At 70.9% G+C, this 19395-nt stretch carries 16 protein-coding genes; 7 read left to right on the top strand and 9 right to left on the bottom strand.

The features are described 5' to 3' along the window. Positions 1–36 precede the first annotated feature (36 nt). Positions 37–1041, bottom strand: a complete 1005-nt coding sequence (locus ABD296_RS06145) for an acyltransferase domain-containing protein (RefSeq protein WP_344262384.1) — start codon at positions 1039–1041, stop codon at positions 37–39. Between the two features lie 122 nt (positions 1042–1163). On the opposite strand from ABD296_RS06145, the gene ABD296_RS06140 reads away from it, so the two are divergent. Further along, positions 1164–2207, top strand: coding sequence for a ketoacyl-ACP synthase III family protein (locus ABD296_RS06140; protein WP_344262381.1), 1044 nt, complete (start codon positions 1164–1166; stop codon positions 2205–2207). On the opposite strand, the gene ABD296_RS06135 is transcribed toward ABD296_RS06140, so the two are convergent. The 5 genes from ABD296_RS06135 to ABD296_RS06115 all read right to left on the bottom strand — a co-directional run bounded on the left by ABD296_RS06135 (position 2158) and on the right by ABD296_RS06115 (position 6570). Next, entirely contained in the window at positions 2158–2370 is a 213-nt protein-coding gene (locus ABD296_RS06135; protein ID WP_344262379.1) for a hypothetical protein, read from the bottom strand. The genes ABD296_RS06140 and ABD296_RS06135 overlap by 50 nt on opposite strands. A 46-nt stretch (positions 2371–2416) precedes the next feature. Beyond that, positions 2417–3961 carry an acyl-CoA carboxylase subunit beta gene (locus tag ABD296_RS06130; protein WP_407061445.1) on the bottom strand — a complete coding sequence of 515 codons (1545 nt, stop codon included), beginning with the start codon at positions 3959–3961 and terminating at the stop codon, positions 2417–2419. 1 nt (position 3962) lies between these two features. Next, positions 3963–4448, bottom strand: a complete 486-nt coding sequence (locus tag ABD296_RS06125) for a flavin reductase family protein (protein WP_344262377.1) — start codon at positions 4446–4448, stop codon at positions 3963–3965. 99 nt (positions 4449–4547) lie between these two features. Then, positions 4548–5189, bottom strand: a complete 642-nt coding sequence (locus ABD296_RS06120; RefSeq protein WP_344262375.1) for a response regulator transcription factor — start codon at positions 5187–5189, stop codon at positions 4548–4550. A 577-nt stretch (positions 5190–5766) separates the two neighbouring features. Then, positions 5767–6570, bottom strand: coding sequence for an alpha/beta fold hydrolase (locus tag ABD296_RS06115; RefSeq protein ID WP_344262373.1), 804 nt, complete (start codon positions 6568–6570; stop codon positions 5767–5769). A gap of 113 nt (positions 6571–6683) precedes the next feature. Between ABD296_RS06115 and ABD296_RS06110 the strand changes: the two genes are divergently transcribed. The 4 genes from ABD296_RS06110 to ABD296_RS06095 all read left to right on the top strand — a co-directional run bounded on the left by ABD296_RS06110 (position 6684) and on the right by ABD296_RS06095 (position 13916). Beyond that, a complete protein-coding gene (locus ABD296_RS06110; RefSeq protein ID WP_344262371.1) occupies positions 6684–7118 on the top strand; it encodes a MarR family winged helix-turn-helix transcriptional regulator in 435 nt (144 codons plus the stop codon). 273 nt (positions 7119–7391) lie between these two features. Next, a complete protein-coding gene (locus tag ABD296_RS06105; RefSeq protein ID WP_344262369.1) occupies positions 7392–8120 on the top strand; it encodes a TMEM175 family protein in 729 nt (242 codons plus the stop codon). A gap of 606 nt (positions 8121–8726) precedes the next feature. Then, positions 8727–9569: an alpha/beta fold hydrolase gene (locus tag ABD296_RS06100; RefSeq protein ID WP_344262367.1), complete on the top strand. Its 843-nt coding sequence runs from the start codon at positions 8727–8729 to the stop codon at positions 9567–9569. Positions 9570–9824: 255 nt separating this feature from the next. After that, on the top strand, positions 9825–13916 hold the full coding sequence (locus ABD296_RS06095; RefSeq protein WP_344262365.1) for a trypsin-like peptidase domain-containing protein: 4092 nt from the start codon (positions 9825–9827) through the stop codon (positions 13914–13916). Positions 13917–13952: 36 nt separating this feature from the next. On the opposite strand, the gene ABD296_RS06090 is transcribed toward ABD296_RS06095, so the two are convergent. Beyond that, positions 13953–14327: a CU044_2847 family protein gene (locus tag ABD296_RS06090; protein WP_344262363.1), complete on the bottom strand. Its 375-nt coding sequence runs from the start codon at positions 14325–14327 to the stop codon at positions 13953–13955. A gap of 178 nt (positions 14328–14505) precedes the next feature. Between ABD296_RS06090 and ABD296_RS06085 the strand changes: the two genes are divergently transcribed. After that, a complete protein-coding gene (locus ABD296_RS06085; protein ID WP_344262361.1) occupies positions 14506–15126 on the top strand; it encodes a TetR/AcrR family transcriptional regulator in 621 nt (206 codons plus the stop codon). A gap of 105 nt (positions 15127–15231) precedes the next feature. Here ABD296_RS06085 and ABD296_RS06080 read toward each other — a convergent pair whose 3' ends face one another. Next, positions 15232–16572, bottom strand: coding sequence for an oxygenase MpaB family protein (locus ABD296_RS06080; RefSeq protein WP_344262359.1), 1341 nt, complete (start codon positions 16570–16572; stop codon positions 15232–15234). A gap of 316 nt (positions 16573–16888) precedes the next feature. Then, positions 16889–18358 (bottom strand): flavin-containing monooxygenase, encoded by a 1470-nt coding sequence (locus tag ABD296_RS06075; protein WP_344262357.1) that lies wholly within the window; start codon positions 18356–18358, stop codon positions 16889–16891. Positions 18359–18476: 118 nt separating this feature from the next. On the opposite strand from ABD296_RS06075, the gene ABD296_RS06070 reads away from it, so the two are divergent. Then, a complete protein-coding gene (locus tag ABD296_RS06070) occupies positions 18477–19088 on the top strand; it encodes a TetR/AcrR family transcriptional regulator (RefSeq protein WP_344262355.1) in 612 nt (203 codons plus the stop codon). Positions 19089–19395 lie beyond the last annotated feature (307 nt).

Genomic DNA, 19395 nt, shown 5'->3' with positions numbered 1-19395 from the left:
GTCGGGCCCGTCGCGGGCCACGGGGTCAACGGCGCGTCAGCACCCGTTCGGCCGCCGAGCGCACGGCGTCGCGCTCGGCGTTGGCGCCCCCGCCACTTCGCCGCTCCCGCGGCGGTCGGGCGACATCCCGATCACCTGGCTGCGTCCGGCGACGACGCGCGGATGGCGGCGGGCGAGCATCGTGAGGCTCTGGCCGGGCCCGGTCTCCACCAGCAGGTGGTCGCCGTCGTCCAGGAGCCGGTCCAGCGCCCCGGCGAAGTGGACGGTCCGGGCCGGCTGCCCGATCCAGAAGGACGGGTCGCACGCCCGCTCCGCGGTGAGAGGGGCGGCCTCGTAGGCCGAGTACAGCCGCACGGACGGCGGCCGCAGGGCGACGCCGGTCCAGCGGTCCTCGGCCCGGGCCGACGCGTCCGCCACGAGCGGGCTGTGGAACGCCTGCCGCGCGGGGACGCGCCGGACCGTCCTCCCGTCCGCCTTCAACCGGGCCGTGGCGCGCCGGAGCGGCTCCTCCGCCCCGGCGAGCAGCAGCTGCCGGGGCGCGTTGACGGCCGCCAGGTGGACGTCCCCGCCGAGCAGGGGTTCCACGTCCCGCACCGAGGCCGCGACCGCGACCATCCCGCCCGGTTCCGTCGCGGCCAGCGCCGGCAGCCGCTCCATCATCAGCCGCATGCCGTCGGCGAAGTCGAAGACCCCGGCGAGCGCGCCGGCCACCATCTCTCCGGCGGAGTGCCCGAGCAGCGCGTCCGGCTGCCCGCACCGGTCCACCAGCGTCCGCCCGAGCGCGTACCCGACCGCGTACAGCAGCGGCTGCGCCACCGTGACGTCGTCGAACTCCGGCGACGGCCGCTCGGCGAGCCACTGGTCGCGCACGTGCGGGCCGCTCGGGCCCATGAGTGCGAACGCCTCGTCCATCGTGCGGGTGAAAACCTCGATGGTGCCGTACAGGGACGCGGCCATCCGCGGATGCTGCGCGCCCTGCCCGGGGATCAGCAGCGCGATCGGCAGCGGACGTCCCCCGCCAGCTCGGTGGTCCTCAGTCATGCCACCTGTCTAGGCCGACCGCGTCGAGGCTCGGCCTAGGGTCATTCGCGTTCGGCACCGCGGGCGGGCCGCGACGACCTGTCCTCGACAGCGTCCTGACAGACGGCTGCGACCCTCGCGGCATGAGGTACGAGGACATCTACGTGGCAGGGATCGGCCGCCACCTGCCCGACGCGATCGAGACGGCCGACGCCGAAAGACAGGGCCTCTGCGCCCGCAAGGACGTGTGGCGCACCGGCATCGAAGCCGTGTGCGTCGCCAAGGAGGCACCGCCGGTGATGGCCGCGGACGCCGCGCGGCAGGCCATCGCGGACGCCGCGGCGGACCCGTCCGACATCGAGCTGATCCTGCACGCCAGCGTCCACTACCAGGGGCACGACCTGTGGGCCGCCGCCTCGTACGTGCAGCGAGAGGCGGTCGGCAACGCCTGCCCCGCCGTGGAGGTGGGGCAGCAGTCCAACGGCGGCATGGCGGCGATCGAGCTGGCCGCCGGGTTCCTGGCGGCCCGGCCCGCGGGGCGCAAGGCGCTCGTGTCCACCGGCGACCGGTTCGCCCTGCCGGGCTTCGACCGCTGGCGTACGGACCCGGGCACGATCTGCGGCGACGGCGGCACCGCGATGGTCCTGGCGCGCCGCGGAGAAGCCCCGGAGGACGGGCCGGACGCGGTCCGCCTGTGCAGCGCGGTCTCCGTCTCCGACCCCGGCCTGGAGAAGCTCGGGCGGGGCACGCGGCCGTTCGCGGACGCCCCGCTCGAGGCGGCACGACCCATCGACGCCGAGACGCCGCGCGAGGAGGCGGTCTCCGAACTCGGCTTCACCGAGGTCCTGCGGCGGCTGCGGGACGGGCAGGTGCGCGCCGTCGAGGGGGCGCTGTCCGAAGCCGGCGTCGAGCTATCGGACGTGGACTGGTTCGTCCTGCCCCACCTGGGCCTGCCGAAGATGAACGTGCAGTTCCTCGAGCCGCTCGGCATCGACCGGGAACGGACGACGTGGGACTGGGGCAGCCGGATCGGTCACCTCGGCGCCGGGGACCAGATCGCCGGGCTCGGCGAGCTGGTCGCCTCCGGCCGCCTCGCGCCCGGCGGGCGCTGCCTGCTCGCCGGGGTCGGGGCGGGCTTCACCTGGTCCGCGGCCGTCGTGGAGCGGACGCGGGCCGGGGCGGGCTGAGCCCCTCCGGATCCCAGCGCGGCCCGGGCCGCCGCTCCGCACCGCGCGGAGCGGCGGCCTCCCCGCCTCCGCGGCCGCCGTCTCCGTACACGAGCACGGCGACGAGCGCCGCCAGCTCCCGCTCGTCCAGACGGCCCTTCACGATCTCCAGGTCGGCGCTCATCGCGGCTCGCTTCCGTACCGGCCGGGACCCGTACCCGGGCCGGCGCTCATTGCGGCTGGTTCCCGTGCTTGCGGCTCGGCCGGGGCAGGTACTTGTCGGCCAGCATGTCCAGCGCGTCGACGATCCGGACGCGCGTCTCGGCCGGGTCGATCACCTCGTCCACCAGGCCGCGCTCGGCCGCGTGGAACGGGTCCATCAGCTCGCGCCGGTAGTCCTCGACGCGGGCCCGGCGCTCGGCCTCGGGATCGTCGGCGGCGGCGATCTCCCGCCGGTACACCACGTTCACGGCGGCCTCGGCGCCCATCACGGCGATCTCGTTCGTCGGCCAGGCGAGGGACACGTCCGCGCCGATCGACCGCGAGTCCATCACGATGTACGCCCCGCCGTACGCCTTGCGCAGGACGAGCTGCACCCGCGGCACGGTGGCGTCGCAGTAGGCGTAGAGCAGCTTGGCGCCGTGCCGGATGATCCCCCCGTGCTCCTGGTCCACGCCGGGCAGGAAGCCCGGCACGTCCACCAGCGTCACGATCGGGATGTTGAACGCGTCGCAGAACTGGACGAACCGGGACGCCTTCTCCGCGGCCGTGATGTCCAGGACCCCGGCCGTCTCCGCGGGCTGGTTGGCCACCAGGCCGGTGACCCTGCCCGCGAACCGGACGAACGCGCACACCACGGTCGTGCCCCACATCTCGTGGACCTCGAACATCTCGCCGTCGTCCACGATCTCCTCGACGACCGCGCGCACGTCGTAGGCGGCCTTGGCATCGACCGGCACCATGTCGCGCAGCGCCGGGCAGGAGCGGTCCGGCGGGTCGGCCGTGGGCTGCTCCGGCGCGAAGCGGGTGTTGTCGGACGGCAGCAGCGACAGCAGGTGGCGCACGTCGGCGAGGCACTCCTCCTCGTCGTCGTACATCGCCTCGGCCACGCCGGTCCGGGCCGCGTGCACCTCGGCTCCGCCCAGCTCCTCATGGGTGATCGTCTCGCCGGTGACCGCGCCCACCACGTCCGGGCCGGTGATGAACATCTGCGCGGTGTCGCGCACCATGAAGACGAAGTCGGTGAGCGCCGGCGAGTACGCCGCCCCGCCCGCGCACGGGCCGAGCATCACGCTGATCTGCGGGATCACCCCGGAGTTGCGGACGTTGCGCTGGAAGATGCCGCCGTACCCGGCGAGCGCGGTCACGCCCTCCTGGATGCGCGCACCCGCCCCGTCGCACAGCCCGACCAGCGGCGCGCCCGCCTTCGCCGCCAGATCCATGATCTTGTGGATCTTCGCGGCGTGCGCCTCGCCGAGGCTGCCGCCGAAGACCCGGAAGTCGTGGGCGTAGGCGAACACCCGCCGGCCCTCGACGAGGCCCCAGCCGACCACGACGCCGTCCGTCGGCGGACGCCTGCGCTCCATGCCGAAGCCCTGCGCCCGGTGCCGCCGGAACGTCTCGATCTCGGTGAAGGTGCCCTTGTCGAACAGCAGGTCGAGCCGTTCCCGCACCGTCAGCTTTCCCTTGGACTTCTGGGCCTTCATGCCCCGGTCGCCGCCGGCCTCGGCGGCGGCGCGGCGCTCGGCCTCCAACCGGGCCACGCGGGCCCCCATCTCAGACACTCCCATACCCTCCGTCGGCGAAGACCAGCGGTTTGGCGTCGCGGAGGCAGCCGGCGGCCATCACCAGGCCCACGACCACGCGGTGGTCACCGAGCCCGATGGCGTCCACGAGCCTGCAGTCGACGAAGCCCGCCGCCTCGGCGAGCACCGGCGCTCCCGTCGCCGCGGTGACGACGTCCTGCCCGGCGAACCGGTCCACCCCGGGCGCCGCGAAACGCCGCGCCAGGGGTTCCTGGTCGGCGCACAGGAAGCTCACCGCGAAACAGCCCGCCCGTTCCACCACCGGCCATGTCCGCGACCCGGATCCGATGCAGAACAGGACGAGCGGCGGCTCCAGCGAGACGGAGGTGAACGAGTTCATCGTCGTCCCGGCCGGTCCGTCGCCGGAGTCGGCGGCGGCCACCGTCACTCCGGTGGCGAAGCCCCGCATCACCGAACGGAACTGGCTGGCCTCCACGGGTCGGGTCTGGCGAAGCACGGCGGTCCCTCCGCTGGGCGAACGGTCGCCGACAACGTAGGCCGCCCGCGTCGAGCCTGGTTCGCGTCCCGTCAGAGCGCGGCCGGCCGTGCCGGGCTCCTAGAGCCTGTTCTGCGGAGGTTCGATGAGACCCGCGAGAACCGCGCGGTTCACCGCGTCGAGCCGCGAGCCCGCGCCGAGCTTGGCGAAGATGTTGCGCAGGTGGCGCTTGACCGTCGCCTCGGTGAGCGCGAGCCGGTTCGCGATCTGCCGGTTGGTGAGCGCCCGCGCGGTGAGCTCCAGCACCTCCCGTTCCCGCTCGGTGAGCTGGGCGGGCTGCGCCCCGTCGTCCTCGGGCAGGCTGCGCCGGGAGACGCTGAGCACGATGCGCTCGGGATCGTCCACCGCCTGGATCGCCGCGACCAGCTCGTGCCGCGTCACCGTCTTCAGCAGGTAGCCGCGTATGCCCGCCTCCAGCAGCGCGCGCAGCAGTTCGGGCCTCTCCTGCATGCTGAGGACGATGACCTTGGTGCCCGGCGACTGCCGCCGGATGCGCCGCACCGTCGTGACGGCGTCGGTACCGGCTCCGCCGACCTCGAGCAGGACGACATCGGGACGGTGGTCGGCGACCACGGTGACGGCCTCGTCCCCGTTGCCGACCTCCCCCACCACCCTCAGCCCGCTGTGCTCTTCGAGGATTTCCCGCACACCCTGCCGGACGAGGGTGTGACTATCGACGATCAGAATGGTCCGCGGCGTCAAGACCGCCCCCGCGATCCGGCGTCCGTCCGTTTCGGCCGATGGAGACTCTTCACTGGTAATGCGAGGGCGTGCTCTTTGGGATATTCACTCATGAAGGCTCCGATCGGCGCGCTCTGGTTACCGTTCGAGTCCGGACGGCGCCCGTATCGCCACCCATTCCGCAGTATTGCGCTATCGAGAGATCAATCGACTTGAGAAACCCACCCCGTTATCCGTCAGCGACCCAACGGTAACATGCACCGATCTGGCCCGCCACCCGCCGACCGCCTTTAAAGACGGCGCTACATACGTGCCAACGCGACCGGTATCGCGTCCTTCCCGAACGGCCGACTTCACGGCCCCGGGCCTCTCGGCCGGCATCCCGCCGCACGGAGGGGAGGCAGCGCCCGGCCGCCCCTGCACGCCGGGGCCGTCCCGGCCCCGCACGCCGGGACGATCCCGTGCGACCACCCGATCACTCACCGCCGAATTGTCCGGCCGGATTCCGCGCACGCGGTGACGGGATGACCGGCGATGCGCACCGCAGAATGCGAGCGTCGACCGATCCCCCAAGGTCCTTGCCCGGAGCCGCCGATTGTCACTCGACCGCACTGCGGTCACTGAAATCGCGGATGGCGCGCCACACCCGCGCGGGTGTTTCCTCCTGCGCGAAGTGACCGGCATCAGGCAATAGCGCGGCCGTGACATTCCGGACGCCCGCGTCCCGCAGCCCTCGCCCGTACGCGCCGATCTCACCGCCCTCCTCGGCTCCCCGCAGGTAGAGCAGCGGCGTGTCCACCGAAGGCCCCTCGGCGAAGGCGGCATTGTCCCGCGCGTCCTGGTCGAAACTACGGTAGAGATCGAATCCGGCGGTCAGCGAGGCGTCGTCCCGATAGGCCGCGACGTGGGCACCCCTGGACTCCCGGGTGATCCTCGCCGGATCCGCCGACAGCGCGTCGTAGAAGTAGTCGAAGTACTCGGCCTGTCGTCCCCGGACCAGAGCCTCCGGAAGCGACGCCACGGCGTGCAGGCCGAAGTGCCAGACACGGGGATCGCCCACCACCTCCGGCCAGGGCGGCACACCGGGGATCGCGGTGTTCATGATGACGACGTGGCCGGCGCGGTACCGCCGCAGATAGGCATAGGCCGCCATCCCGCCCGCGTCGTGGCCGACCAGCGTCAGATCGGCGAGACCCAACTCTTCGACCAGTTCGTTGACGACCCCCGCGATGAGTGCCTTGGACCCCCCGGGCACACGCCCGGCCGATTCGCCGATGCCGGGAAGGTCGATGGCGATCAGCCGGTCTTCGGTGGAGGCGGCACACATGACGCCCGCCCACGTACGCCACGACTCCGGCCAGCCGTGCAGGAACAGGTACGGCCGCCCGGCCGGGTCGCCCACCTCTACGACGTGCAGGACGACACCCCCGACGGCGACGTGCCGGTGACTCCGCGTAGTAGTCATGCTCCATGTCTACCAAACCAACATGAACCATGTTGACTATTCTGGTGCCCATGAGCGGCATCGGCTACGAACGCGGAACCCCCTTCCTGCTGGCCCGCCTCGGCTCACTCGCAGCCCGCGCCTGGACTGCCTTCCTGGCCGACTACGGGATCACCCAGACCCAGCACGCGGTCATGATCGCGATCAGGGAGCAAGGGCCGGTCGGCCAGCGCCGCCTCGCCGAACTCGCCGCCATGGACGCCCGCAACATCGTGGCCGTGCTCGACTCGCTGACCGCCGCCGGCCTCGCCGAACGCGGCCCCCACGACACCGACCGCCGCCGCCGGGTCGTCAGCCTCACCGCGTCCGGAACCCGCCTCATCAACACGATCGGCCAGGCCGCGGCCCACGGCCAGGACCACTTCCTCCGCTCCCTGAGCCCCGCTGAACGCGACCATCTCAACGACCTGCTCCAGCGCCTCTACAACGCCCACGTCCACGCCTGAAACAAGCCGCCCGCCAGTCGGCGCCGGAGACCGACGCGACGCGGCGGTCGCGTTACCACTGGACCCCCGCCGAAGGCGAGGCGCTCATCTGCCGCTCGACGCCCGAAACCGACCTGGTGCTGGACATGTGAGCCGCCGCCCCCAACGGCCCACCGTCACCGCCTACATCTCGCTAGCGTGACCCTCACACCAGATACCTAGTGAAGCAATCTTGCCAAGCAGCGCCGGGGGCCGACATGAACGCCAGCCCCGGCACCGCACGGAAAGGGCGCCGTGACCGAGACAGCCCAGCCCGAGACCGACACGCTCGAGCGCGACCCCAGCCGGGTCATCACCTTCAGCGATGGCGTGATCGCCATTGCCGTCACCCTCCTCGTCCTGGAGATCCACCCACCACAGGACACCCGGCATTTGCTCCGCGGACTCGGCGAGCTGTGGCCGTCCTACAGTTCCTACGTCATCACGTTCATGCTGATCGGGCAGATCTGGGCGAACCACGACGTCATGTTCGACCACATCCGCCATGCCGACCGGCTGGTGCTGTTCCTCAACACCCTGCTGATGATGGACATCGCGCTCCTGCCTTTCGCCGCAGGAGTCCTGGCCGATGCGTTCCGAGACGGACACGGACAGCGGACCGCCGTAGTCCTGCACGGACTCTCATTCGAACTCGCGGCCGCCCTGTTCAACGTCATCTGGTGGCACGCGAGGCGCCGCAACCGCCATTTGCTCGCAGACACCATCTCCCCCGCCGGCGTGCAAGCGGTCAGCCGACGCTTCCTGCTCGCACTCGCCTGGATCGGCGCCGGAACACTGCTCGGCGCGTTCCTTCCGCCGCTGGGCGTAGCCGTCATCGCCGCGTTCATCGTCTACTACTGGCTGCCGATCTCCGGCGAGATCGGCAGCACCCAACCCCACCCGTCACCAAAGCAGGCCCCCGCGCCGACGCCGCCCGATGCCGAAGGACCGACCACCCATGATCGACCCCGGCGCGATCACTGAAGAACGGCACGTCGACCGCCCGGACGCCGTCAACGCGGCCCTCACCAGCCTCTGGATGTCGGGGGCGGCGACGTGAGAAGTGGGACAGACGAGAAAGGAAGAGGGGACGGGATAGCCGTTCCCGCTCGATCGCCGCGCGGAGCTGCTCCGCCGTTGCGGGGCGCGGGTGGCTTCCCTTCCGCTCAGGCCGCCGCGTGGCGACGGCTGGCCACCGCCGCGGGGGCCTACCGCGGAGCGTAAGACGAGCTGCGTGGCGCCGCCGGGCAGGCGCGCGCCGCCGGTGTCGATGACGACATGCTCTGAGCATGGGCGGCGGCAAGGATCGGCCACGACGCCGCGGGCATGGCGCACGCCGGCGCGGCCGTCGTCCTAGTCGCCCGCGACGGCGAGGCGGCGAAAGTCGTCGACGCCGCACTACGTGCCCACGGCACCATCGACGCCCTCGTGCACAGCGCCGGAGCGTTCGAGAACGGCATGGCCGACACGGGCTTGGAGGCGCTCGACCGGTTAGCGACCAATCGTCTGGTGATGATTTACGGTGCACTGTATGGCGGAAACCGGGGCGGGCGGCCAATCGGTCACCGAGGTTCAGGAGGTGCCGGATCGGTGAGCGAGTGGACGCTGAGCAGGGGCTACGACAGCAATCTGGGAGAGGTCCGGTGGGAGCGGCTGGGCGATCCCGGTGCCGAACCCCTCGTCCTGCTCCACGGCACGCCGTTCTCCTCGTTCATCTGGCGTGACATCGCCCGCGCCATGGCCATCAGCCGTTCGGTGTACGTCTTCGACATGCCCGGTTACGGCTCCTCCGCCATGTCCCCGGGGCAGGAACTGTCGCTGGACGCACTCGCAGGGGTCTTCGCCGAGCTTCTCCGGCATTGGGAACTGACCCGCCCGGACGTCATCGCGCACGACTCCGGCGGCGCCATCGCACTCGGCGCGCACCTCGACCGCGGGGTGCCCTACAAGCGCCTGGCGCTCGTCGACGCGGTGTCGCTGCCGCCGTGGGGAAGCGAGTTCTTCGCCCTGGTCGCAGAACACGCCGAAGTGTTCCGGCGGCTGCCGGGGCCGCTGCACCGAGCCCTGCTCCGCGAGTACGTCGCCACGGCCAGTTCCCCTGGACTGCGCCCGGACGTGATGGACGCCCTCACCGCCCCGTGGCTCGGCGCGGACGGACAGCCCGCCTTCTACCGCCAGCTCACCACGCGCCGCGCCGACCAGTCCTACACCGACCGCATCCAGGACGGCTACGCCACCATCAACCTGCCCGTCTTGGTGTGCTGGGGCGCCGACGACACCTGGGTCCCCGCCGACCGCGGCCGCGAACTGGCCGCTCTCATCCCCGGCGCCGAACTGCACATCATCGACACCGCAGGCCACCTGCTGCCCGAAGACCGCCCCGCCGAACTCACCGCCGCCCTACTCGACTTCCTAGAAGAAGACGCCGCCTGAGGCCGACCGACGCACCGGTGCCCGAACTCGCAGACATTGATCTTCCCCAGGGGCAGTGGAACGGTGTCGAAAGTGGACGACATCCGGTGCTCGTTCTGAGGTGCAGAGCCACGCGGCGCTGCCGGCCCTGCGAGGCGGGGGCAGCGTCCTGTTCGTCAGCCCGGTGGCCGAGCGCGTCGGCGTTCCGAGAATTAGCGCCCCTCATTGGCGATGCGCCCGCACAAGGAAGTGAAGTCTTCTCCCTGATACGGGACAGTGAACTCGAACGCAGGTGCCGATCATCCGGTTGTCGAGGGCGGCCTGCTCGGCTGTCAGCACCGGTCTTGTGGTGCCACCGGCTCTAGGCTTGTCTTTCCAACCTCTGGCCGGAGGTGTGCTTGTCCGAGGATGTGCATGGCCCCTCATAATGAGAGCGTGTTCCCCCCGAGCAGCCCGTGGGCGGCCATGGTCTGCGCTGGTGCCGATGATGCCGACATGTGGCGGGGCACGGCGATACTGATCAGTGAGACGCACCTGCTGACGTGCGACCATGTGGCCACCGGCGACGACCTCTGGGTCGAGTTCCCCCTGGCCGAGCACAATGACGAACGCCGTATCAAGGTGGCCCACGTCGAGCGCGCACCCCGGTACGACCTTGCGCTGCTCACCCTGGGGGAACCGGCGAGAGTACCCGCCGCTCCCTTGCGGCACACCGCACCGGACGGTCTGCTGGACCGCGCCTGGTCGGCCTTCGGGTTCCCTATCGGGGAACCGCATGGCAACGACGCCCACGGCACCGTCGGAGGCAGCGTGCTCGGGCGCGGGTTCGTCCGGCTCGACGCCCATCCCGGCTCTCGCAACGTGCTGAGGAAAGGGTTCAGCGGAAGCGGCGTCTGGTCTCCCGACTACCAGGCCGTCGTGGCGGTCGTCGTCCTCGAACACGAGGGGGACGGCAAGGCGATCACCATTCACCGGGCGGTCTCCTGCTTCCCGGACGCGGGCATCGAAAGGATCAGTTCATGGAGTCCGGCGGACGCCGACGGATCGGCGCGGTCCGCCTGGAGCCTGCCGCCGGACCCGAACCAGGCGCTTCACTGGAACCCGCGGGCAAGGGGAGTGCTGATCGACAGCGAGCCCGGCCACCGGTTCCACGGCCGCCGCGCGGCGCTGACGCGGATCGCGGACTGGATGAACAGCGCGTCTCCCGACTACCGCGTGCTCGTGGTCACGGGCGCGCCCGGAGCGGGAAAATCGGCCGTCCTCGGCCGGATCGTGACGACCGCCGACCCCTCGCTCCACCGGCGGCTGCCGCCGGACGACACCGCCGTCAGGGCCCGTCCCGGCTCGGTGCATTGCGCCGTCCACGCCAAGGGCAAGACCGCGCTCGAGGTGGCCGCCGAGATCGCCCGCGCGGCCTCGCTCCCGCTCCCCGCGCGGATCGGCGACCTGCCACCGGCGTTGCGGGACGGACTCGGCACACGGTCCGGTCCCTTCTGCGTCGTCATCGACGCCCTCGACGAGGCGAGCACGCCGGTCCAGGCTCGTGCGATCGTCACAGAGCTCGTGCTGCCGCTCGCTCAGACCTGCGCGGACGCGGGCGTCCGGATGATCGTCGGCACCCGGAAGCACGACGATGCCGGCGACCTGCTCCCTCTGTTCGGCCTCGCCGGGCTGGAGGTCGATCTCGACGCCCCCCGCTTCTTCGACGCGGCGGACCTGATCGCCTATGTGCTGGCGACGCTGGAGCTGCGCGGCATGGAGCGTCCCGGAAACCCGTACGCCGACCGGCCGGCCGGCGCCGCGCTGGCGGCGCGGATCGCCGCATTGGCGGGCCGTAATTTCCTCGTCGCCGGGCTCGTCGCCCGCAGTCACGGACTGTACGACCAGGTACCGGCCGACCCGGAGACAGTGACGTTCTCGGACAGAGTGAACAACGCCCTGGACGAATTCCTGCGCCGAGTCCCGCCCGTCGAAGGCGTCCCGGCCGCCGACATCCTCACCGCACTGGCCTTCGCCCAGGCGCCGGGCCTCCCGGTGCCGCTGTGGTGCGTGGCGGTACGCGTTCTCACCGGGACGACGCTCAGCGAGCGGCAGTTGGAGCGGTTCGCGCGCTCATCCGCGGCCAACTTCCTCGTCCGGTCCGCCGATGACACATTTCAGCTCTTTCACCAGTCGCTCAACGACACCCTCCTGGAGGACCGCGCCCGGATCACCGGCCGCGCGGACGACCACCGAGCCATGGCCGCGGCCTTCCAGGACCATGGTGCGAGCGTCGGCTGGGACAACGCCCCCGAGTACCTGCTGCGCTCGCTTTCGGTGCACGCAGCCGCCGGCGGCGTCCTGGACACGCTCCTCGACGACGTCGGCTTTCTGCTCCACGCGGACCTGGAGCGTCTACTCGCGGTCGGGGATGCGGCGCGGAAACGGCGCGACCGGATCCAGTTGCTGCGCCTCACACCGGACGCCCTCGGAGCGGGCCCTGCCGAGCGCCTTTCCGCATTCGGCCTGACCGAGTGCATGGAGAGGAGCCTCGGACGTGACTTCTCCAGGGCCGCGCGATCTCGGCGAGTGCCGTACCGCGCGGCATGGGCCGTCTCCCGCGTCAGGACGGAACTCGGCGCCTACACCGAGCACACGGGCCCGGTCCATGCCGTGTGCACGCTCCGGGAGCCCGGCGATCGCACGCTTCTGGTCTCCGCCAGCGGGAGCAGCCATGGCCGGGACGCCGCACTGCGGATCTGGTACCCCGCCACCTCAACGACTCAGCACGCCATCACCCTCACCACGGAGCACGTCTCCGCGATCTGTGAGCTGCCCGGACCCGAGGGCCGATCGCTCCTGGCCATCTCCACCGCGGCCAACTGGGGCGCCCAAGCGGGCACGTTGCGGATCTGGGATCCGGAGACCGCCACCACCGCCCGCACCATCGCCCTCGACCACGGCTTCGCCGAGATGTGCGGAGTCTCCAGGCCGGGGGAACGGCCGGCCCTGGCGACGATCACGAAGGGGCGTGTCTCCATCTGGTGCCCCGAGACCGGCACGACCGTCCGCTCGCTGGACCACGACGAGTGGGTGACGGCTCTGTGCGCCTGGACGCTGCCCGATGGACGCGTCCGCCTGGCCACTGCGGAGCATCCGTCCGGCCCCATCCGGAACAGCACGGTGCGGATCTGGGATCCGGAGACGGGCACCGAAGTCCAGACCCTGCGAGATCCGCAGGGGGCCGCCTCGATGTGCGGCTGGACGCGGCCGGACGGCCGCACCCTGCTCGCCACCGTCAACGCTCAGGAGGAAGTGCGGATCTGGGACCTCGCCACCGCCGAGATCGTTCGCGTCATCACCACCTCGAGCTGGCCGAAAACGATCACTGCGTTCACCGGTCCCGAGGGCGAGACCCTGCTGGCCGTCGGCGGCAACGACCGGACGGTGCGAATCTGGAGCCCCGACATGACCGCTCGTGCCGACGCCGACCCTGGGAAGGTGGCCGCCGTCTGCGCTCTGGACGAGCCGGGCACGCCGCCCCTCCTCGTCACGACGGACCATTACGGCGCCGTGCGCATGTGGGATCTCGGCACCGGATCCCATATGCGCACGCTGGCCGATACCGGCGAGTGGACCAGCACGCCCGTCGCGAGTGCGCTCCCCCGAGCGGGGGCCGGCACGCTGCTGGCCACGGCGGACAACGGCCATTCGGTGACCGTCTGGGAGCCCGCTGCGGCGACCCCGATTCGTCAGCTCGGCCACCCCGCTCGCGTACGCCGTGCCTGGGCCGCGCCGTGGCCCGGCGGCCGGACAATGCTGATCACGGACGCCGAGGACCGCGTGGTGCGGATCTGGGACCCGGACACGGGCACGGTGCTCCATTCACTGGCGAGTGAATCGCACTACGTGCTCGCGGCTTGCGCAGTGCCCGCACCCGGTCCTCCCTTGATCGCCGTCTCCTATACCGACGGTTCGGTACTGCTGTGGGACACCGCGGAACGAGCGGTCACCAGGGCGTTCACCGATCGCGCGTACGTGTTCACGATGTGCCCGGTGCCGTTGCGCGACGGGCGCGTCCTGCTGGCCACGACCGGCAACGACCACGTCCTGCGGGTCAGGGACCCGCGTCGGCCGGACGAACCGGTCGTCACCATGGGGCACACCGGCCTGTTGAACGCGCTCTGCACCGTCCCGGGTCCGGATGGCGACCCCTTCCTCGTAACCGGTGGGAAGAACAACACGGTCCAGGTCTGGGATCTCAGCGGTCGCAAGCTGATGGCCATTCCCGTGCTGCGCGAAGTGCTCGCGATGACCGCGGTCCCTTCGGGCCTGGCCATCGGCATGGACCACGGCGTCCTGGTGGTCAATCTGTCCATGGACGCATGACAGACCACAAAGTGCGCTCTCCGGCAGTGGTACTGCTCAGGACGCGCCAGTGTCCTGCGCCTCGCCCTCCGGAGGCTCTTCGGCGGGAGCCTCCTCGACCGGCGCGACCGGCGCGGGCGCCCCGGGACGCCAGACGAGCTTGATCTCGAAGTTGGCGTCCGTGGCGGCCTGGGCGACCATCCAGTTCGTCTTGCCGGTGACCTTGACGCCGAACTTCACCTCGACCTCGTCCGGCGCGGCGTCCTTCAGTTGCTCCAGAACGACGCGAGCCGCCCCCACCACGGGCTCGACCGCGTCCCGTACACGTCCCGCGACCTCACTGACTCCCGCCGGCCGGAACCCGGCCTCCGGGACGGTCTCGAACTCCACCTGCGTCCCGTCGTCCAGCTGGTACCGCACCACCTCGGCCATTCGCCCCTCCTAGCGTCTCGGCGCACACCACGTCCCACAGACGCTGCCACGTCCACGAAGGTTCAGCCCGTTTGCATCGTGTGCGGAGGCGTCACGGTTCCAGCGGATCTCGATGTCGAAGGGGTCTGGGTGAGCGGGCCATAATGGTCGTCACCTCTGCGTTGAAGGAGCTGCGACGATGGGCGACGCCGGTCCGAAGCCGCGGTTGCGTGCGCCGGCACGCAAGGCTCTGATCACTGCGGCAGCGGTGAAGATCTTCGCCGAGAAGGGATATCACGGCACGTCTCTGGGGGAGATCGCGGCGGCCGCCGGGGTGGCGCGGACGGTGCTGTACGACCACTTCCCGTCCAAGCGGGTGCTGCTGCTGACGGTGATGCAGGAGGAGAACGCCTCGCTGATCGAGTTCGTGGGGGCCCGCATCCGGGCCTCGGGTACCGCCGCGGAGCGGATGCGTTCCACGATCGAGGCCTACTTCAGCTTTGCTCAGAGCCGCCCGGATGCCCGGCGCCTGCTGTTCGACCGCACCGGTGAGGACGATCCGGAGATCCAGATCGTCCGCCAGGGCATTCGTGAGTCGCGGACGCATGCGGTGACGGCGCTGCTGGCCGAGGACATCCGCACGGTGGGCGTGGAACCCGGTGAGCCGATCGCCGAGGCGATGGTCGAGCTCATCATCTCGGGTTTGGACGGGGTGGCGCAGTGGTGGGAACGCAGCCCCGACATGTCCAGGGAAGTGCTGGTCGAGGGCGCGATGCGGATGTTGTGGACCGGGCTCGGGCATGGGAGACACGGGGGCTGAAGGAAGGCTCCGGGGCGACGACGCCTCCCTGACCAACAGGCCGCCGTGCTCGGCCCGAGGCGCCTGGCTGCTTCACGTGTCCTGCTCGGTGGACGCGCCTCACGCTCACCTCACGCCGGCGTCGTGGTGGTCGTACGGTGTGCCGGACGCTCCCGAGCGGGCGGCGACTTTGGTGGCGAGGGCGACGCCGGTCCGTTGCCAGGTGTCGCCGTGGCGGGCGCGCGCGTTCATTCTGCGGCGGGCGTTGGGCAGCCGGTCGCCGACTCTGCGGATGGTCACGTTGAGATGGACGAGGCGCTCGGCGATGCTTTGCCAGGGTTGGAGCCGCACCGTTGCCAGCGGGGAAGCGCGCAGCAGGGCCCGGACGAGGGATTCGCCGGTGAGAGCGGAGACGAGGCCGATGATCGGGGCGGCGGCGTGGATTTGCAGGCGGCGCAGCATCGGGTTGCGGCTGAAGGTGTGATCGCCGGCGGCCTTGATGGTGATGTCGGTCCATTCGGTGGGGCCGCCGGCGGTGAGGATCATGTGGTGGGCCACGTGCAGGCCGTCGATGGCGTTGCGCGGGATGAGTTCGTCGGCGACGCCCATCAGGTGGGCGATGTAGGCCCAGTACTCCATGACGGCGTCGAGGTCGGCCGGGCTGATCCGTCGGCCGTGGGCGTGGTCGAACAGGGGCGGGAGAAGACCGAAGGTGACGGCGGCGCCCATGGTCATGGCGTTGGAGATGGGGTTGCCGTGCCGGGCGAAGTGCTCGTCTCCCCAGATGCGGCGGAGGGCGAGCCGTGCCTGGGCGTGCATCAGCCTGACCCGGATGATGCTCTTGAACACCGAGGAGTGGCGGTCGGCGCCTCCGGGCCGGGTGACCTCGCAGAACCAGGTGACGGTTTCCAGTTCGCGGCGGCGGAAGTCGGCGAGGAATCTGCGCGTCTGCCCGGTCGCCGCGGACACTTCGGCGCCGACGAAGGTGCCCATCGCGTCGCTGAGCATCATGGTGAGCTTCCCGGCCAGGGAGGCGTTGATCCACAGGCGGCGGCCCCGCTCCCAGCGGTCGGCGTCGAGCCAGCCCGGGGGGTCGTCCAGCTGGTGGAACAGGGCGACCAGTTCCGGCGGTGGGTCGGTGACGGCGTCGATGCCATGGTCGAGTGCCCGGTCGAGCATCCGGCGGCCGCGTGACGTCCCGAGCCGGGTGAAGGCGCGGACGAGGGCGTCCATGAGTTCGTCGCCTTGCCAGCGGTGGTCGTCGAAGAGCCGGGTCAGTGGTGTCCGCACGGGGACGGGCCGCACCGGGATCCAGTGGGAGAATTGTTCGACGTGCGGTCTGGTCAGCCAGAGGAGCGACACGGTCGCGGTCTCGGGTGCCGGCCGCAGTTCCATGCCCTCGCGGTAGTAGTAGTCGTGAGGGTGCCGGGCGGCGTCCGGCTGGGCAGCCGAGGGGCTGTTGCGCATAGAAATCGGATACTCCAAGCTCCGGCGGTGGCGGGCCTCGCTATGAGCGCGCCGGGTCGGTGTCACGGCGTTCGGTCGGTTGGACGGTTGCTCGCCGCGGTCGCGCGGGTGGAAGGGTCGGCTGCGGTCCAGTCAGCGGCTGGGGTCCGGCTTGGCGTTCGAGGCGGGTGGCCTCTTCGCGCAGGCGTGCGGCCTGTTCACGTGCATCCGAGGACGGGCTGGAGGTCTGGGGCTCGGCGGGGTCGTCGTCGTGGAGTCCGTCGAGGATGATGAGCAGTTCGCTGGTGCCGAGGCCGGCCATGGGTTCGCCTTTCGGTCAGTGTTCGAGGTGGTAGTCGGCGGGGTCGAGGCGGCGGGTGCGGCGGCGGTAGCCGGTCATGGACCCGGGCCAGTTGTTGGTGTTGCGGTGGTCGGCGTCCAGGTACCAGCTGTCGCAGCCGCCCTGGTTCCAGACGGAGGTGGACAGGCGCTGCTGGGCGGCGGCGTCGAAGCGGTCCAGGACGTCGGCACGAACCTCCATGGAAGTGACGCCGCCGGCGAGCAGACGGGCGGCCTGGACGATGTAGGCGGCCTGGCTTTCGAGCATGTGGACGACCGACCCGGACCCGACGTTGGTGTTCGGGCCGTACATAAGGAAGAAGTTGGGGAAGCCGGTGACGGCGAGGCCGAGATAGGCGCGGGCGCCGTCCTTCCAGGCGGCGTTGAGTTCGGTGCCGTGCGTGCCGATGACGCGCATGGGGGCGACGAAGTCCTGGGAGCGGAATCCGGTGGCCCAGATGAGGGTGTCGAAGGTGTGGTGGTCGCCGTTGGCGGTCCGGGCGCCGTGCCGGGTGAATTCGGTGATGGGGTCGTCCACCACGGCGACGTTGGGGCGGTTGAGCGTCGGGTAGTACTCGCTTGAGGTGAGGATGCGCTTGCAGCCGGGCTCATAGCGCGGAGTGAGGCGGCGCCGGAGCCGGGGATCGCGGACCGAACGCAGGGCGTACCGGCACAGCAGGCGGATGGGGGCCGACAGGACGCGGCGGCCGCGCGGGGAGATCAGCGCGGGGTTGAGGACGAGCTCGAACCACAGGAAGATGCCCAGCCGCGACAGCTTCTGCACCACGGGGACGCGCCGGTTGAGGGCGTGCCGCCAGCGCGGGTAGAGGTGGTCGGGTTTGCGGCTGATCCAGTGCACCTCGACCTGGAAGACCGTCAGCCGCTCGGCGGCGGGCGCGATCAGCGGGACGAACTGGATGGCGCTGGCGCCGTTGCCCACCACGGCGATGCGTCTGCCCGCCAGTTCGTGGCTTTGATCCCAGCGTGCCGAATGGAACATCGTCCCGCCGAACCGGTCCTGGCCGGGCAGGGGCGGCACGGCCGGGTTGGACAGCTGCCCGCACGCGGCGACGAGCAGGTCGTGGTCGTGGGTCTCGCCGTCGCCGGTGTGCAGGCGCCATCGTCCGGTCTCGGTCTGGAATTGGGCGTCGGTGACCGTGGTGCGGAACCGGAAGTGCGGCATGAGGCCGTACTTGGCGGCGCAGTGCCGCAGGTAGCCGAGGATCTCGGGTTGCCCGGCGAACCGGCGCGTCCAGTCCGGCTTGGGTTCGAAGGAGTAGGAGTACAGGTGGGACGGGGCGTCGCAGGCGGCTCCGGGGTAGGTGTTGTCGCGCCAGACGCCGCCGGGGCCGTCGGCCTTGTCGAACACGGTGATGTCGGTGAAGCCGGCCCTTTTCAGGGCGATGGCCAGGCCGATCCCGCTGAATCCGCTGCCGACGATGGCGATCGAGACCTCGCGGCGCGTCATGCGCATCTTCTCGGCCCGGCGAGGCCGCTCGTCCCGCGATGGGCCGCTTCCGCCGCCCGCAGTTTTCCGACACTCATGTCGGTTAGGGTGACCGCACCGGCGGAGGGGAGTCAAGGCGATGGACGAGAAACCGCCCAGAACGCGGATGCGGGGGCCCGCGCGCCGGGCGGTCATCACCGCGGCGGCGCTCGAGGTCTTCGCCAAGAAGGGCTACCACGGTGCCTCATTGAGCGAAATCGCAGTTCAAGCAGGTGTCGCGAGGACGGTGCTGTACGACCACTTCCCCTCCAAGCGCAGCCTGCTGCTGGCCGTCATGCAGGAGCAGAACACGGCGCTGATGCGCCACGTCGGCGCCCGCATCGCTGGAGCAGGATCGGCCGAGGCCCGGTTGCGGTCCACGATCGATGCGTATTTCAGCTTTACCGAAACAGGATCCGCCGGCCGCAGACTCCTGTTCGACCACGTCGACGAGGACGATGCGGAGATCCGGACCGTCCGGCAGGGCATCCGCGAGTCCCGTGCGCGCGCGGCGACGGCCCTGCTCGCCGAGGACATGTGCGCGCTGGGCGTCGATCCGCGCGAGCCGATCGCCGAGGCGATGGTGGAGTTCATCATCGCCGGCCTGGACGGGGTGGCGCAGTGCTGGGAGCGCAATCCCGAGATGCCCAGGTCCATGCTGGTCGAAGGGGTGACGCGGCTGCTGTGGAGCGGCCTTGGACGTGCCGAGTGAGGCTGCCCGCCATCACGGCCCCGCCTAGACCGGGATCGCCCGAAGGGGTTGACGCCATACCGCGGCGTGTTCATAGTGAGGGGCCATCCGCAACCGACGTCAGTGTCGGTTAGCACCCCCACCCCCCAAGGAGTGCGCCGTGGAGGACACGACTCCATCGCAGAACGCGTCATCCCCGACCGCGTCGACCGGGCCGGCGCAGGGCGGGCAGCCGGGCACCGGCGGGCTCGACCGCCGCCAGTTCGTCACCGGAGCCCTCGCCGCCGCCGGTGCGATCGCCGCCGCCCGCGCCCTCGTCACCGGCAAC

It is taken from the genome of Actinomadura napierensis, assembly GCF_039529375.1.
In the GTDB taxonomy this organism is placed as follows: Bacteria; Actinomycetota; Actinomycetes; order Streptosporangiales; family Streptosporangiaceae; genus Spirillospora; species Spirillospora napierensis.
Note: the sequence above shows the minus strand (reverse complement) of the source record. Positions and strands in the feature narration are given on the sequence as shown.

Excerpts from the sequence above, each read along its gene's own strand:
- ABD296_RS06135 (WP_344262379.1), bottom strand. The coding sequence starts at position 2,370 with ATGAGCGCCGACCTGGAGATCGTGAAGGGCCGTCTGGACGAGCGGGAG.
- ABD296_RS06140 (WP_344262381.1), top strand. The coding sequence starts at position 1,164 with ATGAGGTACGAGGACATCTACGTGGCAGGGATCGGCCGCCACCTGCCC.
- ABD296_RS06130 (WP_407061445.1), bottom strand. The coding sequence starts at position 3,961 with ATGGGGGCCCGCGTGGCCCGGTTGGAGGCCGAGCGCCGCGCCGCCGCC.
- ABD296_RS06075 (WP_344262357.1), bottom strand. The coding sequence starts at position 18,358 with ATGACGCGCCGCGAGGTCTCGATCGCCATCGTCGGCAGCGGATTCAGC.
- ABD296_RS06090 (WP_344262363.1), bottom strand. The coding sequence starts at position 14,327 with ATGGCCGAGGTGGTGCGGTACCAGCTGGACGACGGGACGCAGGTGGAG.
- ABD296_RS06085 (WP_344262361.1), top strand. The coding sequence starts at position 14,506 with ATGGGCGACGCCGGTCCGAAGCCGCGGTTGCGTGCGCCGGCACGCAAG.
- ABD296_RS06080 (WP_344262359.1), bottom strand. The coding sequence starts at position 16,572 with ATGCGCAACAGCCCCTCGGCTGCCCAGCCGGACGCCGCCCGGCACCCT.
- ABD296_RS06145 (WP_344262384.1), bottom strand. The coding sequence starts at position 1,041 with ATGACTGAGGACCACCGAGCTGGCGGGGGACGTCCGCTGCCGATCGCG.
- ABD296_RS06110 (WP_344262371.1), top strand. The coding sequence starts at position 6,684 with ATGAGCGGCATCGGCTACGAACGCGGAACCCCCTTCCTGCTGGCCCGC.
- ABD296_RS06070 (WP_344262355.1), top strand. The coding sequence starts at position 18,477 with ATGGACGAGAAACCGCCCAGAACGCGGATGCGGGGGCCCGCGCGCCGG.